The following is a 14,521-nucleotide window of genomic DNA, read 5'->3' on the forward strand; positions in this document are numbered from 1 at the left end:
CGCTACCTCCCCGAAGGCAGCATGGACGAGCTCTACCGTGAACTCCCCGAAAGCGCCCCCGCACTACCCAACACACCGAACAAGCCCGCCAGTTGATCGCATACACCACGACGAGGGACACCATCCGCATCTGGTGTGCAGCGGACCATAGTTGACCGGTAACATGCGCCGCATAGCCACCCGTACCGGAGGAAGCTGCGCATGCCGAGCCCGATACCTGCTGTGCCGACGACAGGGTGTCCGGCCATGCCCGAGCGTTCTGTCGCCCTGCAGGTCAGCGGTGACGGAGGCGGCGCCGCAGGGCACCGGCGGACGGCAGCCGGAATCATCTCCTCACCGCCCGCCGTGGTCCGCGCACCGACGTTCATGGTGCCGGGCACGCGCGTCGGGACGCGGCTGTGGGAAGAGGCGCCGCGACCGGAAGCAGCACGCGCACGATGATCGGCCGGGACGAAGAGCTGCGGACGCTTCGCGGGCTGCTGACGGACGCGGCGGCCGGGCACGGCGGCACACTGCTGGTCCATGGCACGGCCGGCGTCGGCAAGTCGGCTCTGCTGCGCACGGTCGGCGCCGACGCTGCCCGGAGCGGCTTCAGTGTGCTGCGCACATCCGGGGTGGAGACCGAGCAGTGGCTACCGTTCGCCGCACTGCAGCTGCTGCTCCAACCGGTCGCCCGCGAAATCAAAAACCTGCCGACCCCACACCAGCTGGCGCTGGACGGCGCGTTCGGCGCCACGGAGACCGAACCCCTGATATTCCGGGTCGGACTGGCCGTACTCGAACTACTCGCCGACGCAGCCGACCGGCAGCCGCTCCTGCTGCTTGTCGACGACCTGCAATGGATCGATACGTCCAGCCGGGACGTGCTCAGGTTCGTCGCCCGACGCACCCGCGACCACGCCATCCTGGTCATCGGTGCCTCCCGGGTCCACGCCCCCGACTCGTACAGCCGGAGCGTTCAGGAGCTCCAGCTGGAACCGCTCGACCGGACGGCCGCCGCCGAGCTGCTCGATGCCGGCACGCCCGACCTGTCAGCGCCGGTACGGGCGCTGATCCTGGAGCGCGCCGCGGGTAATCCGCTGGCTCTGGTCGAGCTGCCCAAGGCGGCGCAAGGCATGCCCGCACAGGCGGATGATCTGCCGCTGACCCAGCGGTTGGAGACCGCTTTCGCCGAACGTACCGACTCGGCGAGCCAGGCCTGTCGCACGTTCCTCCTGGCCCTGGCAGCCGAGCCGACCGCACCGGTGAACCGGCTGCTGGACGTGTCGAGTCGCCTCTGCGGCTCGGTGGTTTCCGTGGCCGCACTACAGGAGGCGGTCGACGCGGGGCTGGTCGCCCTGGTCGGCCGTACCCCCGAGTTCCGGCATCCGCTGATGCGCTCGGCGATCTACACCCGCGCCGCGGTGGTCGACCGGCTGGCCACCCACCGCGCCCTCGCGGTGGTCATGGACGACACTCCCGATCGCCAACTCGCCCACCAGGCCGCGGCCACGATCGGCCCGGACGAGGAACTGGCGGCCCGACTCGAGCGTTTCGCCGACGCGTCGCAGGCCCGGGGGAAGGTGGCGGCGGCCGTCCCGGCCCTGCGCCAGGCGGCCGAACTCGTCCACAACGCGCGCCGCCGGACCGGCATCCTGGTCCGGGCAGTCGAGCTGTCCAGCGAGATCAACGACCGCATCCACACCCAGATGTTGCTGGACCACGCCGACATGAGCGAACTCGGCCCACTGGAACGGGCACGCCTCATGGTGGTGTCCGACAAAGACGCGTTCGAACCGGACGAGCCGAACCGCCGGATTCAGGACATGGTCACCACGGCGGCTGGAGCGTTCGACGCTGGAGGCGCAGACGTCGCCGAGAACCTGCTGTGGCGTGCGGCCGCGCGATGCTTCTTCCAGGACGGCGACGCACAGGTGCGCGCTGAGGCCGCGGCCGAACTGGACCGATGGAACCCCGATCCGAACGCCCCCCACGTGCTGACCGTACGGGCGTACACCCAGCCGTACCGGCACGGGGCCGACGTGATCGCGCGGCTCGAGGACCTCAGGCCGAACCCCCAGGACGGCCGGAGTCTGCATTTCCTCGGCAGCGGCTCGATGGTCATGGGCGATATCGGCCGCGCCGCTCGGTATCTGGCGCTGGCAGCCGCGGCATGGCGGTCGCAGGGCAGACTCGGGCTGCTCGCCCGCTCTCTGGCCGGCGCCTGGCCGCGGGTGTACCTCGGTCAGCTCGACCGGGCTCGCGAGGAGTCCGCCGAGGGGCTCGTCCTGGCCGAGGAGACCGAGGAATGGATCGTCTGGCTGGGTGTGAAAGCAACCGCCGGCCTGGTGGCAGCGCTGCGCGGTGAGACTGAGGCCGCGGCACGGACCATCCGCGAACTGCGCACGCACAGCCTGTTCCCCGGCATGCCGTTCGTCACCGTGATGGCGCAACAGGTCGACGGCCTGCTCGCTCTTTTCGACGGCCGCCCGACTGAGGGGTACGACCTCCTCGCGCGCGCGTTCGATCCGGCCGATCCGCACTACCACTCGGTGAGCCGCTGGCTGCTCGCGCCGGACCTGGCGGACGCCGCGGTGGCGGCGGGCACCGTGGAGCAGGCCCGGGAACTGTTCGCCGAACTTCCCGAGCTGGCCGGTCGGCTGCCCTCGGAAATGATGGTGGTCGCACGGGCCTACGCCGACGCGGCGCTTGCTCCGGACGAATCAGCGGAGGAGCGCTACACCGCGGCGCTTGCCGCGATGCCGGCCACCTGGACACTGTCGCGTGCTCGCCTGCACCTGCACCACGGCCGCTGGCTGCGCCGGCAGCGCCGCCACGTGGACGCCCGGAACCCGCTGCGCGTCGCCCGCGACGAGTTCGACCGGGCCGGCGCGCAGCCCTGGGCCGAGATGGCGCGCGAGCAGCTGCGTGCCACCGGGGAGTCAAGCGGTCGGCGGCACGCGAACACCGGCGAGCAGCTGTCGGCCCAGGAAAAACAGATAGCCGAGCTGGCGTCAAAGGGGCTGAGCAACCGGGAGATCGGCCAACGCCTGTTCATCTCGCACCGGACCGTCGGAGCCCACCTGTACCGGATCTATCCACGCCTGGGCATCACCGGCCGGGGCAAGCTGGCCGCCGCGCTTGCCGCCCTCCCCGAAGCGCAGTCCGCGGCCGGTGCGTCCGGCGGCTCGGAATGAAGATGCCCTCAGCCACTGGTGGGGTGACCGGGCCGTCGGCGGTTCTACGAGCGGTACGGCATCGGCAGCCGGGCGTCAGCCGCTGGAGAAGCGAACCGCCTCGGGGAGGATCCGCTCCGGGTCGTCGATCGGCGGGTAGACCCACACCGTGTTGATGTTCTGCTCGAGCGTTTTGGCCTGGAGCATGGTGTGTCCGTCGTCCGACGGGCCACGTGCGGTGTCTCCGGCGGCGGGCGCCTGCGCTGTCAACGCGGCCACGCGCCGTGCGGAGCGAGCCCGGCACCATGCCCCGGCCGGTCAGGCGCTCGCCGACATCAGGACAGGACTTGACAGCACCCCGGCGACCCGCCGGATCGTCAGTTCCGCCTCCGGCTGAGCCGGCGCCCCGGCACCGGCCCACGCCAGGTCGCCGTTCGGCTCAGCTCCCCGCGTACGCGCCCCAGTGCGCCTCAAGGGCCGCGGCAACCTCGGCCGGCCTCTGGAGCACCGTCCAGTGGTTGCAGTCGAGCTCGATGACCTTGGACGCGCGCACGGCAGCACCGAGCTTCCTGCCGAACTCGATCTGGCAGGCCGGGTCGAGCGCGCCCCAGAACACCAGGCACGGCGCGGACACGTTCGCCAGCGCGGGTTCCCACTCCGCGCCCACGGTCAGGGCCGAACGGTAGAGCCTGAGGACACTGTCCTTCATCGGCCCGTCCACGCGACCGACCATCTCCTCGGCCGGGCCGACGGGAACGTCGAAGCCCGCCACCAGGTCACGAGCGAAGGACGTCGCCTCCAGCTCGTCCATGAAACGGTCGCCCTCGACCGGGTCCTGCCAGATCCTGGCGAGCGGATGCCAGACGTACTCGGAACTGATCGGTCCGTTTCCACCGGCCCAGGTGCGGACCAGGTCAGGGCGTACGGAGGCGACGCGGGCGGTGAGAATGCAACCCCAGTCGTGGCCTACCAGGTCCACCGGTTCACCGACTCGCTCCAATCGCTCGACGAGCCAGTCGACGTACTCCTCCTTGGTGGAGCCGAAGCCGCCCGGTCGCGGTGCACCGAACCCGGGCAGATCCCACGCCTCCACGTCGCTCCGGGTCAGATGCCGGCGGACTCCGTCCCACAGACGGTGGGTGTCGGGGACGCCATGGATCAGGATTGCAGGCATGGATGAGGTCCTTCATCAGTAAGAGGTCACGGAGCGCGTCATACAACCATCGAGCGAAACGTGCACAACGACTCTACAACGGGGAACAACATCTTGTCACACGATGTTTTCACGTGTGGAAGCCTCGGACACGCGTCGCCGCGGAGGGTCGCGTCGGTTCTGCCCTGCATGGCGGATCCATGGTTCGACGTCACATGGATCGGGCCGCCACATGCGGGGACTCTGGTGATCCGAGCATTCGACCACACAGCAGGGAGCTTTGTGATGAAGGAAGTGACCGTGACCGCCATGCGAGGAAAACTCGCCGTGGTGACCGGGGCGAGCGACGGCATCGGTCTGGGACTGGCCCTGCGGCTCGCCCAGGCCGGCGCCGAGCTGGTCCTGCCGGTGCGCAACGCGTCCAAAGGCGCCGCCGCTCTCGACCGCATCCGAGCGAGCGAGCCCACGGCCAGGGTCTCCACCCGTGTCCTCGACCTGGCCTCCTTGGCATCGGTCGAAAGCCTCGCCGACACACTGAAGTCGGAAGGCAGACCCATCAACCTCCTGATCAACAACGCGGGGGTGATGGCTCCGGCCACCCGGCACACGACCGGGGACGGATACGAGCTGCAGTTCGGAACCAACCACCTCGGCCATGTGGCGCTCACCGGACACCTGATGCCGCTGCTGCGGGCCGGACAGGTGTCCCGTGTGACCACCGTGACCAGTAGCGCCGCACGCAGCGGCAAGATCGACTGGGATGACCTGCAGAGTGAGAAGCGGTACTCGCCAGTGCGCGCCTACGGCCTCTCCAAGCTGGCCAACCTCCTGTTCGCACTGGAGCTGGACCGCCTCAGCACGGCAGGTGGGTGGGGCATCGTCAGCAACGCCGCGCATCCCGGTACGACGCTGACCAATCTCTACGCATCCGGCCCCAACCTCGGCCGCGCCCGGCCCGCACCCCACGAGGCGATCATGAAGCGGCTCGCGCGCTGGGGGCTCCTCGTACACACCGTCGACGCGGGACTGCAGCCGATCCTGTACGCGGCAACCAGCCCCGAGGCGGGCGGCGGGCTCTTGTACGGCCCCGACGGTTTCGGACAGTTCACCGGCAGCCCCACTCAGCTGGCGATCTACAAGTCGGCCCGGAGCGAGGAGACCGCGGCCCGGCTCTGGCGGGTCTCGGAACGTCTCACGGGAATCGAGTTCGCAGCCGTCTGAGGCAGTCGGCACCCACGGTGCCCCATCGGAACGCACCATCGGCGCCTCTTCCGAACACAACCTCGGGGCCCCTTCCGAACACAACCTCGGGGTCCCTCTCCAACGAACAGGACAGCGGGACAGTGGACACAGTGGACAGAGCCGCGTTGGCGGCCTTCCTCAGAGCATGTCGTGAGGCCCTGCAGCCGGAGGACGCCGGACTGCCCCGCGGCCGTCGCCGGCATACCGGCGGCCTGCGCCGAGAGGAAGTGGCCGCGCTGTGCGACAAAGTCGTCCGCGACGTCGGTCATCAGCTCCGGACGACCGTTGTAGTGCCCGCTCGGCGGGGTGCCGGACTCAGGAAGAGTGAGGCCGCTGATCCACCGTCGCGATGTATGACCGTGTGATTGCACAAGGTGTGACAGTGAAGGGGGCGACGCATCCACCCGCCCGCAGGAAGGGGTCCTCAGCGTCCGGAACCCTTGCGCACGCGACGGGGGCGGTCCGGTCACTCCCCCGCGTCACCTTCGGTCACGTGCTCGCCGACATGGTCGGCGACGGCCGCGGCCAGCAGAGCCCGCAGCAGCCCGGGGAATCGGGCGTCGAGGCTCCCGCGGCGCAGCGTCACGAAGCACCGGGTGCCCTCCTGCCTGGTCTGCGTGACGCCCGCCTCACGCAGCACCTTGAGGTGATGGCTGAGGGTGGACTTGGCGATGGGGGCTCGCAGTTCGCCCCATCCGCGTTCGTTGCCGTCGGACAGCACTCGGACGATACCGAGCCGCGTCGGGTCACTGAGCGCTCCCAGCACGCGCGGCAAGGTGATGTCACTGTGGGCGGGTGATGAGGAGTGGTCCAGCATGGCGGTCAGGTTACCGGTTGTTCGGCACCGGGCGAACGTCGCCTCCGCGGCAACGAAACGACCGTAACCGCGCCGTGTGAACCTGGCCGGCACCGGCGCGCGCCCCTCCTCGTGTCACATTTTCCCTGGCTTCGCTGTCAGTAGTGCGTATCCGCAACTCGGCTGGGAGAAGGCATGGATTCGCGTCTCGACTACTTCGGCAATCCCCTCGCGGGCAAGGTCCTGAAGCACATCAACTCGGCGGGCAAGGTCGTTTCGGACTCGACGCTGCCGACCGCGACGCAGGAGCTGGTGAAGATCCGCGCCAGCCAGATCAACGGCTGCGGCTTCTGCACCGACATGCACACCAAGGACGCCACCGCCGCCGGGGAGACCCCGGTACGGCTCAACCTGGTCGCCGCCTGGCGGGAGGCCACGGTCTTCACCGAGGCCGAGCGCGCGGCGCTGGAGCTGGCGGAGCAGGGCACCAGGCTCGCCGACGCGGCCGGCGGTGTCACCGACGACGCCTGGGCGAACGCCGCCAAGCACTACGACGAGGACCAGCTCGTCGCCCTCATCTCCCTCATCGCCGTCATCAACGCCTACAACCGCATCAACGTGATCAACCAGGAGCCCGCCGGCGGCTACCAGCCCGGCCAGTTCGGCTGACGAGACACGCCCGGCCCGGCCGGACACATACGGTCCGTCTCCGCGTCACCCCGGCCTCCGACGGGGAGACGGACTTCCGGGCCGGCCCTTTCCGCATCTACGACACCCGGCGTTCGGCGACACATCCGGAAACCACGGTGTCACCTGCCACCGACCACCGCTCGGAGACCGCGGCTCCTCCTCAGTCCACCAACGCTTCGACGGGGCCAACAGTGTGTTGCTCCCGTCGGGATGGTTCAATACCAACATCTGCCTCATTGTTCGATGTCCAACGAACATCGAACAACCAATCAAGTAGGGAAAATCATGTCCAGCTCTGCAGCCCTGCACTTCTCGGACCGTGTCGCGATCGTCACGGGGGCGGGATCAGGCATCGGTCATGCCACAGCCGTCGCCCTGGCCGAGTCGGGGGCCCGTGTCCTCGGCGTGGGGCGCCGAAAGGACGCTCTGGAGCAGACGGCTCGCGCGCACTCCAACATCGAGATCCTGCCGCTCGACATCTGCGCGGAGGGCGCCGCGGAAGCGGTCGTCGCCGCGGCCGTTGAGCGGTGGGGCCGGCTCGACCTGCTGGTGAACAACGCCGGCGTCACCGCCGTGATGCCCTTGGCGGAGACAGACCGCTCAGTGATCACCAACCTGTTCGAGCTCAACGTGACGGCGCCGAGTCTGCTGGCCCACGCGGCCCTGCCCCACCTGCGGGAGTCCTCCGGGTCCATCGTCAACGTGTCGAGCACGTACGGCCACCGTCCCATGGCCGGTGGAGCGCACTACGCGGCCACCAAGAGCGCCATGGAGCAGCTCACACGGAGCTGGGCACTCGAACTGGCTCCGGAGGGGATCCGTGTGAACGCTGTCGCCCCCGGCCCCACCAAGACGGACGTCCTGGCCGCGGCAGGCCTTGCCGCTGACGCCGTCGACGAGATGTACACCTACGAGCGCGACCGCATTCCCGCGGGCCGGCTCGGCGATCCGGGCGACGTCGCGGACTGGATCCTGCGTATCGCCGATCCGCGGGGGACGCACGTCACCGGTCAGGTGCTCACGGTCGACGGAGGACTCGAACTCATCTGACTCCGCCCGAGGTTCGGCGGTCGAGCACCGACGGCCCCGGCCGGCAGACCTTCCAGCCGGCCTGTCACATCAGTGGCTGTTGCCCGGTCTTACCTGTCGCACCGCGTTTCAGGCATTCCTCGGGACCGTCAATACCTACTGACACCTTGTCAGTTGGGGCTCTCGGAGGAACACAAGCCGCTCGCTACTGGATCCGATGGGTGATGTCGGGGCTTCCCATGAAAATTTCTTCGAACGAGCAATCCACCGCACGCATCGCGACCGCTCGCGGCAAGTGGATCCTGCTGACCACGGTCCTCGGGTCGAGCATGGTGCTCCTGGGTTCGACGGTCACCAACGTCGCGCTGCCGCACATAGGCGAGGACTTCTCGGCCGACCTGACAGCCCTTCAGTGGACTGTGAACGCGTACATGCTGACCCTGGCAGGTCTGATCCTGCTGGGAGGGTCGCTCGGTGACCGCTTCGGACGGCGCCGGATCTTCATCATCGGTGTCGTGTGTTTCGCCGCTGCCTCACTTCTGTGCGGTCTGGCCGCCGACACGAACATGCTGATCGCCGCCCGCGCCCTGCAGGGCGCGGGCGGCGCCCTTCTCACACCGGGCTCGCTCGCGCTCATCGAGGCGTCGTTCCATCCGGACGACCGGGCCCGCGCGGTCGGCCTCTGGTCGGGATTCGGCGGCATCGGCGCTGCCATCGGCCCCTTCCTGGGCGGCTGGCTGGTGGACGGCCCCGGCTGGCGCTGGACTTTCCTGCTGAACATTCCGCTGGCTCTCGCGTGCGTCCCCATCGCCCTACGCCACGTACCGGAATCCGTCGGCGTTGCCCCTCAGGTCACCGCAGCGGACTCGGTCGCCGGGACAGCACCCGGGAGCACCGCCCGGCGGCCGCGTGGCTTCGATGTCCTGGGCGCTGCCCTGGGAGCTCTCGCACTCGCTCTGGCGACGTACGCGCTGACCGAGGCCCGGAGCGGAGGTCTCATGGTCGCTGTCACGGGGATCGGCAGCGTGGCGGCAGGCGTCGCATTCGTTCTCGTCGAACAGCGTCGACCTGATCCGATGATGCCGTTGACTGTTTTCTCCTCCCGCCAGTTCAGTGCGGTCAATCTGATCACCCTCTGCGTCTATGCGGGTTTGGGTGGGTTCTTCTTCCTGACCGCTCTCGAACTTCAAATAGTCGTCGGTTATTCGGCGCTCGAATCCGGCGCAGCCATGCTGCCGAGTACGGTGCTCATGCTGATCTTTTCGTCCCACTCGGGGGAACTCGCCCAACGCCTCGGTCCACGTCTTCCTCTCACCGTGGGCCCGCTCATGTGTGGGGTGGGAATGTTGATGATGCTTCGTGTCGATACCGGCGCGTCGTATCTTGTGGACATTTTCCCTGCACTCCTCGCCATAGGGGCCGGGATGGTCGTCCTGGTCGCTCCGCTGACCGTGACGCTCCTGTCGTCCGTGGACAGCGAGAACGCCGGGCTCGCCAGTGGCATCAACAACGCGGCGGCACGTGCCTCCGGTCTTTTCGCCGTGGCGGCGCTGCCGTTGCTGGTCGGCATGGGACCGGACGCCTACCGCTCAGGCGCGGCCTTCGACGCGTCATTCAGCCGGGCGATGCCGCTGTGCGCGGCTATTTTGGGGATCGGGTCGGTATTGGCCTTCACGACCTTGCGAGAATCCGCCGCGGTCCCACACCGAGTGCATTGGCGAGCTCATGGATGGCTGATGGAGCCGCCCCTCACGCCACGGTTTTCGCACGATCACGGGAAAAATTCATGAAAGCAGGTAGCAGGTACTGTGACCGACTCACGTCTCACGCCACTGCAGCCGATGCCGGACGACTGGCAGCATGCCCTCGCCGTGGTGGCCCATCCTGACGATCTTGAGTACGGCTGCTCGGCCGCTGTCGCGTCCTGGGTCCGGGACGGCCGGGAGATCGCCTATGTCCTCGCCACTCGCGGCGAGGCCGGCATCGACAACCTGGCACCGGCCGAGGCCGCGCCGCTCAGGGAGGAGGAGCAGCGGGCCAGTGCCACGGCCGTCGGTGTCTCCACGGTGGAGTTCCTCGACCACCGGGACGGCGTGATCGAGTACGGCATCTCCCTGCGTCGCGACATCGCCGCCGCCATCCGCCGTCACCGGCCCGAGTTGGTGATCACTCTCAACCACCACGCGACCTGGGGTCGTGGTGTTCGGAACACTCCTGATCATGTAGCCGTGGGACGCGCCGTCCTCGACGCGGCAGCGGACGCCGGCAACCGCTGGATCTTCCCGGAACTGGCTGAGCGAGGGCTGCGGCCCTGGAACGGCGTCCGCTGGGTGGCCGTCGCCAATGCGCCGGACCCCACCCACGCCGTGCGGGCGGACCGGGGTCTTGAGCAGGCGGTGCAGTCGCTGCTGCGGCATCGCGCGTACCTCGCGGCATTGACCGACGAGGACCCCGAGACCTACGTACGGCGATTCCTGACCGACAGCACCAGTGCGCACAGTGCGCGATTCGACGGTAACCCGGCCGTCGTGTTCGAGCTTTTCAGCCGATGACCGGCGCCGACGCGGAAAAGGTGCTGCCGCACCTCCTGGTCGGCCTCCGGTGTCACAGGCACCGAGGATCCTCGGTCTTCTGCAAGAGGGCCTCATTCGGCGATCGCCGAACCCACCGTACGTAAAGGATGAGAATCATGTCGTACCCGGAACAGGTGTATTGGGGAGATGGCGGCGAGGTCAGCGCTGATTTCCGCCCCGCGAGCGCCGGGCCCAATGTCGGTGAGGCCGGTAAGGACGCCATTCACTACCTGGCGACCACGACCACCACGCGAGGCGAGTTCGGGCTCTATCGAGTCGAGATGAGGGCGAAGGCAGGCGGCCCCAGAACTCACTTCCACAAAACCATCTCGGAGTCCTTCTACATTCTCGACGGCACTGTTCGTCTCTTCGACGGCGCACAGTGGATCGATGCGCAAAAGGGCGACTTCCTGCATGTGCCGCAGGGCGGCTTGCATGCCTTCCGCAACGACTCCGACACTCCGGCCGAAATGCTGCTGCTCTTCACGCCGGGCGCACCGCGTGAGGAGTACTTCGAGAAGGTGTCGCAACTGGCCGACGCCACGGATGAGGAGCGCGCCAAGTTCTTCGACAAACACGACTCGTACTTCGTGGAGTAATCGACAGTCATCTTTTGAAGGGACGTCACCATGACGTACAAGATTCTGAGCGTTCTGGATGCCGGCCCGTCGGACGGGGTGGATCCGGACGAGTTCGTCAGAGCAGCCATGAAGTGGCACTTCGACCCCGCGACAGGTTCCCGATACTGGCTCAGCCGGGCTGAGAGCCTCGGCTTCGACCCGCAGCGGGACGTCAAGGGGGTGGAGGACCTGGTGCTCTTCCCCGATATGACGGACGAGCTGCGGGACGTGCGGGTAGCGGACCTCATCCCCCAGGGCTATGGATCCAGGCCCCGGCTGCTGAACGTGTTCGACAGCGGAGGAACGACCGGCGCTCCCAAGCGTGTTGTCCAGCTCGACGACTGGATGCGACACAGTACGGAGCAGGTGGACCGTCGTCTCAGGGCGCACGGCCTGCCCGTCGGCGCTCTGTGGCTGACCGTCGCGCCGACGGGTCCGCACCTCGTCGGGGATGTGCTGCAGCGGGCGGCGGCCGGGCTCGGCGGCCCGGGTCTGAGCGTCGACATGGACCCCCGGTGGGTGAAGCGGCTCGTCGCCGAGGGCAGGGCCGAGGAGGTCGCGGCCTACACCGACCATCTCGTCGAGCAGTGCCGGCGTGTGCTGCTCAGCCAGGACATCGGCGTCATCGCGGCCACCACCCCGCTTCTGGAGCGGTTCGCGCGTGAGGACGACCTCCTGGAGGTGATCAACAGCAACGTCAAGGCGATCATCTGGGGCGGTACGCACATGGATCCCGACACACGGGACGTGCTGAGCACCGACGTCTTTCCCGACGTGCCGGTCATCGGCATGTACGGCAACACCATGATGCTCACCGCGCTCATGGAGCGCGTCGGCCTGACGGCGTCGGAGCCGTGCGTGTTCGACCCGGTGTCCCCGTACGTCTTCCTCTCGGTCGTGGATCCCGACACAGGAGAACGGGTGGAGGTCGGCGAGCGGGGCCATGTGGTGGTCAGCCACGTCAGCAAGTCCATGCTCATCCCGAACAACGCGGAGCGGGACACCGCGCTGCGGGTCCGTCCGGTCGAGGGCCACGCCGGTGACGCCGTCGCGGACGTCGCGCCGCTGCCCACGGTCAAGGGCGAATCGGTGATCGAGGGCGTCTACTGATGACGGCCACACGGACAGCCGGCGGCGTGTACCTGGACGCGCTGGGGCCTCGGGGTGCCTACCGGACGCGCGTTCCCAGTGCGGTGACTGACGTGGCCGGCGCCGAGGTGGCGCGGCTGAGTCTTGTTCCACCGGTGTACGTCACGCGTGCGATGGCCGCCCTGCGGCGAGCCGAGCCGATACCCGCGGCCGCCCTCGACGGCCTGCTGGCGGCGGCGGGCGACGCGTTCGCCTCCGGCACGATCGGCGGCTTGGGTGTGCGGGAGTACGAACACCTCGTGAGCCGGACGTCGGGTACCCCTGTCACGGTGGTGCGAGCCTCGACGAGGGAGACGGCACGCTTCGTGCGCCAGGCCCGCTCGTCCGCCGAGCGGGGCAGGCCGCAGGGCGCGGTCACCGGCTTGCGCGACCCGGCCGTGGGCGAGGGGCGTGCGGTCTGGGCGCGTCGGGGTGACGTGTTCGCCGTCAACGCGTCCGGCAACCATCCCGGCGTTCACCGCCTGTGGCTGGAGGCGCTGGCGCTGGGCTACCGCGTCGCCGTCCGCCCGTCCCGGCGTGAGCCGTTCACCCCCTACCGGCTGGTCGGGGCGCTGCGCCAGGCAGGCGTACGCGATGACCAGCTCGTACTGCTGCCCACCGACCACCAGGCCGCCGACACGGTGGTGCGGGGCGCCGACCGTGCCGTGGTGTACGGCGGCGATGACGTGGTGGCCAGGTACGCCCATGACTCCCGGGTCCTTCCGCAGGGGCCGGGCCGGACGAAGATCCTCATCACTTCGGACACGGACTGGCGTGACCACTTGGACGTGATCGTCGGCTCGATCGGTGACGAGGGAGGCACCGCGTGCGTCAACGCCACGGCTGTCCTGGTCGAAGGCGATCCGGCACCTCTCGCCGAGGCCATCGCGGCGCGCCTGTCCGCGCTGCCCAGCCTGCCTCCGCAGGATGAGCGCGCGGTGCTGCCCGTCTGTCCGCTGGAACGGGCCAACGCCATCGCGTCACACCTGGGGCGCGTCGCCGCGGGGGCCCGGGCCTGGCTCGGCGGCGACGGGATCGCCGCCGACCTCGGTGACGGCAGTGCCGTACTCCGCCCCGCCGTCCACCAGGTCGGCCGCGCCGACGCCGTGCAGTTGCGGACCGAACTCCCCTTCCCCTGTGTATGGGTGGCTCCGTGGAGCCGGGCGGACGGCGTCGCTCCGCTGCGCGACACGCTCGTTCTGTCGGCTCTGACACGCGACGGCGCGCTGCTCGACGCGCTGCTGGCGGAGCCGACCATCACCAATCTGTACATCGGCGACCACCCGACCTACTGGATGGCGCCGGGTGTGCCCCATGACAGCTACCTGTCGGATTTCCTGATGCGCAGCAAGGCGGTCATCGGCGCGCTGTGACGATTGACGACCGCTACGGGGCGGCGCCGTGGGCGCCGCCCCGTGTAGTCAGCCGCGGCGTTCTCCTCGTCCCGTGCCGGCGGCGCTCAGTGGGGCATCAGCAGCATGATGACCGTTCCCAGGGTCATCGATCCGTCCCGGAAGCGGCCGTATGGCTGCTTGACGGTGGAGGCGTCCACGCTGTCAACCACGGTGTCCGCCGCCGTGCGCAGCGTGGGCATGTCGCGGGTCAGCGACCACAGCGCGCACGCCAGCAAGTACAGCGCCAGTACAGCGGTGACCGTGTCCCCGGCCCTGGATTCCCCGGCGGGGTGACCGAGTTGGGCGGCGTGGTGCGCCGCCGGGAGCCCACCGGCCAGCGTCTCGTGCGAGCGGCCCGCCGTGGAGTGGGTCATCCAGGCCATCGCGGCCATGCCCGCCGCGTAGGGCAGCCTTCTGGCGGTCGCGGCCAGTCGGGACTCCTGGCGGTGGCTGACCGCGGTCAGTGGGAACCACAGCGCGGCGGCCGCGAAGAAGGCCGTCTGCGGTAGTTCGGGCAGCGCCCGGCCCCAGCTCCACGGCATCACCGCCATGGCCAGGGCCATGGCGGTGTGCAGGAGATGGTCGACGCGGCCCCGCCATCCCGCACTCCGTGACAGGACGCCGTGCCGCAGCCCGTGGACGGCTGCGGCGGCGAACAGCGCTGTCAGCACGCAGTACACGACGTCAGTGGCACTCATGCCTTGTCGCGCCCTCCCACGGAGTGGACAAGCTCCGTTCGGA

14 protein-coding genes and 1 pseudogene are annotated in these 14,521 nt (G+C 68.9%); 11 read left to right on the top strand and 4 right to left on the bottom strand.

Features of this window, described 5'->3' with window-relative positions; translation table 11 throughout:
* Window positions 1-246 precede the first annotated feature (246 nt).
* Together ACTWQR_RS49385 and ACTWQR_RS49390 are read left to right on the top strand one after the other, a co-directional pair.
* On the top strand, window positions 247-441 hold the full coding sequence (locus ACTWQR_RS49385; RefSeq protein WP_443233897.1) for a hypothetical protein: 195 nt from the start codon (window positions 247-249) through the stop codon (window positions 439-441).
* On the top strand, window positions 438-3,176 hold the full coding sequence (locus ACTWQR_RS49390; protein WP_443233898.1) for an ATP-binding protein: 2,739 nt from the start codon (window positions 438-440) through the stop codon (window positions 3,174-3,176). Before ACTWQR_RS49385 ends, ACTWQR_RS49390 begins: the two co-directional genes overlap by 4 nt.
* Window positions 3,177-3,251: 75 nt before the next feature.
* Here ACTWQR_RS49390 and ACTWQR_RS49395 read toward each other — a convergent pair whose 3' ends face one another.
* Both ACTWQR_RS49395 and ACTWQR_RS49400 read right to left on the bottom strand, forming a co-directional pair.
* Window positions 3,252-3,434: a hypothetical protein gene (locus ACTWQR_RS49395; RefSeq protein WP_443233899.1), complete on the bottom strand. Its 183-nt coding sequence runs from the start codon at window positions 3,432-3,434 to the stop codon at window positions 3,252-3,254.
* A gap of 160 nt (window positions 3,435-3,594) precedes the next feature.
* Window positions 3,595-4,329, bottom strand: a complete 735-nt coding sequence (locus ACTWQR_RS49400) for an alpha/beta fold hydrolase (protein WP_443233900.1) — start codon at window positions 4,327-4,329, stop codon at window positions 3,595-3,597.
* A 264-nt stretch (window positions 4,330-4,593) separates the two neighbouring features.
* Here ACTWQR_RS49400 and ACTWQR_RS49405 point away from each other — a divergent pair, with 264 nt between their 5' ends.
* Window positions 4,594-5,529, top strand: coding sequence for an SDR family oxidoreductase (locus ACTWQR_RS49405; RefSeq protein WP_443233901.1), 936 nt, complete (start codon window positions 4,594-4,596; stop codon window positions 5,527-5,529).
* Between the two features lie 131 nt (window positions 5,530-5,660).
* Window positions 5,661-5,792 (top strand): annotated as a pseudogene (locus tag ACTWQR_RS49410) (transcriptional regulator); the annotation flags it as partial.
* Window positions 5,793-6,016: 224 nt separating this feature from the next.
* Here the strand turns inward: ACTWQR_RS49410 and ACTWQR_RS49415 are convergent.
* A complete protein-coding gene (locus tag ACTWQR_RS49415; protein ID WP_443233902.1) occupies window positions 6,017-6,367 on the bottom strand; it encodes an ArsR/SmtB family transcription factor in 351 nt (116 codons plus the stop codon).
* A gap of 174 nt (window positions 6,368-6,541) precedes the next feature.
* Between ACTWQR_RS49415 and ACTWQR_RS49420 the strand changes: the two genes are divergently transcribed.
* From ACTWQR_RS49420 to ACTWQR_RS49450, 7 genes are all read left to right on the top strand, one after another.
* Window positions 6,542-7,015 (top strand): carboxymuconolactone decarboxylase family protein, encoded by a 474-nt coding sequence (locus ACTWQR_RS49420; protein ID WP_443233903.1) that lies wholly within the window; start codon window positions 6,542-6,544, stop codon window positions 7,013-7,015.
* A gap of 306 nt (window positions 7,016-7,321) precedes the next feature.
* The gene (locus tag ACTWQR_RS49425) at window positions 7,322-8,086 is read left to right on the top strand and encodes an SDR family NAD(P)-dependent oxidoreductase (protein WP_443233904.1); all 765 of its coding nucleotides are present in this window, start codon (window positions 7,322-7,324) and stop codon (window positions 8,084-8,086) included.
* Between the two features lie 203 nt (window positions 8,087-8,289).
* Window positions 8,290-9,855, top strand: a complete 1,566-nt coding sequence (locus ACTWQR_RS49430) for an MFS transporter (protein ID WP_443233905.1) — start codon at window positions 8,290-8,292, stop codon at window positions 9,853-9,855.
* Window positions 9,856-9,873: 18 nt separating this feature from the next.
* Entirely contained in the window at window positions 9,874-10,617 is a 744-nt protein-coding gene (locus ACTWQR_RS49435) for a PIG-L deacetylase family protein (protein ID WP_443233906.1), read from the top strand.
* A gap of 137 nt (window positions 10,618-10,754) precedes the next feature.
* The gene (locus ACTWQR_RS49440; RefSeq protein ID WP_443233907.1) at window positions 10,755-11,237 is read left to right on the top strand and encodes a cupin domain-containing protein; all 483 of its coding nucleotides are present in this window, start codon (window positions 10,755-10,757) and stop codon (window positions 11,235-11,237) included.
* 30 nt (window positions 11,238-11,267) lie between these two features.
* Window positions 11,268-12,368 carry a phenazine antibiotic biosynthesis protein gene (locus tag ACTWQR_RS49445; protein ID WP_443233908.1) on the top strand — a complete coding sequence of 367 codons (1,101 nt, stop codon included), beginning with the start codon at window positions 11,268-11,270 and terminating at the stop codon, window positions 12,366-12,368.
* On the top strand, window positions 12,368-13,759 hold the full coding sequence (locus ACTWQR_RS49450) for an aldehyde dehydrogenase family protein (RefSeq protein ID WP_443233909.1): 1,392 nt from the start codon (window positions 12,368-12,370) through the stop codon (window positions 13,757-13,759). Before ACTWQR_RS49445 ends, ACTWQR_RS49450 begins: the two co-directional genes overlap by 1 nt.
* A gap of 86 nt (window positions 13,760-13,845) precedes the next feature.
* On the opposite strand, the gene ACTWQR_RS49455 is transcribed toward ACTWQR_RS49450, so the two are convergent.
* Complete coding sequence (locus ACTWQR_RS49455; RefSeq protein ID WP_443233910.1) at window positions 13,846-14,478, bottom strand: DUF5134 domain-containing protein; 633 nt, start codon at window positions 14,476-14,478, stop codon at window positions 13,846-13,848.
* Window positions 14,479-14,521 lie beyond the last annotated feature (43 nt).

The organism is Streptomyces sp. 2A115 (assembly GCF_052245575.1).
Lineage (GTDB): Bacteria > Actinomycetota > Actinomycetes > Streptomycetales > Streptomycetaceae > Streptomyces.